Here is a 2,010-nt window from a genome sequence, read left to right on the forward strand (position 1 = left end):
CGCAACGGACGCGTTCACCTACGTCGCGGGCCCGGGCATCTGACCGCACCCCAGCGGCCGGCCCCCATGGACCGGCCCGGAGCGGACGGTAACCCATCGGGTTCCGCCCGCCTCCCAGGCCCCGGCCCGGAAACCCCCACACGGGCCGGGGCCCCGCCCCGCACACTGCCAACGACCGGACACGAGCGAGGACGGACCTCCCGGCTCGCGCGGGCCCGAGAAAAGACTAACGACAGGCCCCCGGGCCGTCCGACATCGTACGGAGAACCCCGTGAAAGACAACGCTCCTCCAGCGGGACCGGCACAACCGACCGCCGTCGCCGCCGCTCCCGCTCTCACCTCGGCCGTACCCAACACCGGCCCCGCGGCGGGCGGCAACACCGTCATCCTGACCGGTAGCGGCTTCACAGGAATCACCGCCGTCAGGTTCGGCGCCAACCCGGCACTGGGATATACCGTCAATTCGTCCACGCAGATCACGGCGGTGGCGCCGGCGGGTTCGGGTGCGGTGGCTGTCACGGTCACGGCGCCGGGGGGTACGAGTAATGCGGTGACGTACACCTATGCGGTGGTGCCCGTTCTCACGTCTGTTTCGCCGAGTGGGGGGCCGGCTTCCGGTGGTACGACGGTCGTCCTGACCGGTACAGACCTCGGCGGGGCGACGGCGGTGAGGTTCGGCAGTACGGCCGCCACGTCCTACACCGTCAACTCGCCCACGCAGATCACGGCGGTTGCCCCTGCGGGTTCGGGCGCCGTTCCTGTCACCGTCACCACCCCGGGGGGCACGAGCAACGCCGTCATCTACACCTACGTGGGAACACCGGTCCTCAGTCTGCTTTCCCCAGCCCAGGGACCAACCGATGCGGGATCCGGCGTCACCCTCAGCGGCACGGGACTGACCACCACGACCGCCGTCCACTTCGGTGCCGCATCCGCAGCATTCACCGTTCTGTCCGACACGGCCATCGCAGCACTCGCCCCCGCCGGAACCCCCGGCCCCGTTCCCGTCAACGTCACCACCCCAGGGGGTACGAGCAACTCACTGACCTACACCCGCCTTGCTCCTCCCGTCATCTAGGGAACGGTCCACCACTCCCCGTCGCGGATACCCACCGGTTCAACGGCGGACAGCTCCTGGAAAGACCAGGAAAAGGGAGTGCTTGTCCGCCATGGATCCTGCATGGATCGCCCAGATCATCACTGCGCCGATCACCCGCGCGGGTGAAAGGTCACCGCTCCCCGGAAATGCGGCAACTGACAGCGGGACGTAATGTGACGCTCCTCGACACGAACTGCAGAACTGCCGACTGCAGCCGAACAAGGAGCCGATTTTCGTGAAGCGTTGGGAACCGCGAATGACGTGGAAGGCCGGAGCCTTTGCGGCTATAGCGGCGATCGTGGGGTTCGCTTCGCCGGCAGCGGCAGCCGTGCCCTCGACGACGGCCGTCCAAGCATCGCCCTCGACTGCCGTCACCGGGGCACCTGTGCAACTGACAGCGACCGTGACCTGCACCGGTGATCCCAGCGGCGGTCTCGGCATGACATTCTTCGACGGTGCCGACACCCTGGCAACCGTGCCAGTCGGAGCCAACGGGCAAGCCAACTTCACGGCCACCTTCGCGACCACGGGCACCCACACGATCACCGCTGCGTACAACGGAAACGACAACTGCTTCGCCTCGAACGCCACGGCGACAGTCGCGGTAACTGCGGCCGAGGACTGCCCATGGGGACCGCTCCCGTGCCGGGACGGCCACGCTCATCCGCCTGGTACCCACCACCCCTGCCCCACGCGTCCGTCAACGCCGTCGTTCCCCTCGTTTCCCATTTTCTGGGGTGGCCTCAGCGATGCCAATAGCAGCCACTGGTGCCAGCTCTAGTCAATTTGATGGCGTGGCGACCTCCGGGGGCGCTTGCAAGGCCGTCCCGTAGGAGCCGGAACGTCACCACCCGACGCATTGCCGGGCCTTGCTGCATGCTGACCGTCAGCAGCCTGCTCACCGCTGAATG

The 2,010-nt window shown here is 67.7% G+C and carries 2 protein-coding genes; both read left to right on the plus strand.

The genetic code is table 11. The features are described from left to right. Window positions 1-271: 271 nt before the first annotated feature. A complete protein-coding gene (locus ACIP98_RS42345; protein WP_401982210.1) occupies window positions 272-1,078 on the plus strand; it encodes an IPT/TIG domain-containing protein in 807 nt (268 codons plus the stop codon). A 277-nt stretch (window positions 1,079-1,355) separates the two neighbouring features. Then, window positions 1,356-1,880: an Ig-like domain-containing protein gene (locus tag ACIP98_RS42350; protein WP_401982212.1), complete on the plus strand. Its 525-nt coding sequence runs from the start codon at window positions 1,356-1,358 to the stop codon at window positions 1,878-1,880. The last annotated feature ends 130 nt before the right edge of the window (window positions 1,881-2,010 follow it).

It is taken from the genome of Streptomyces sp. NPDC088354 (assembly GCF_044753585.1).
Taxonomy (GTDB): Bacteria; Actinomycetota; Actinomycetes; order Streptomycetales; family Streptomycetaceae; genus Actinacidiphila.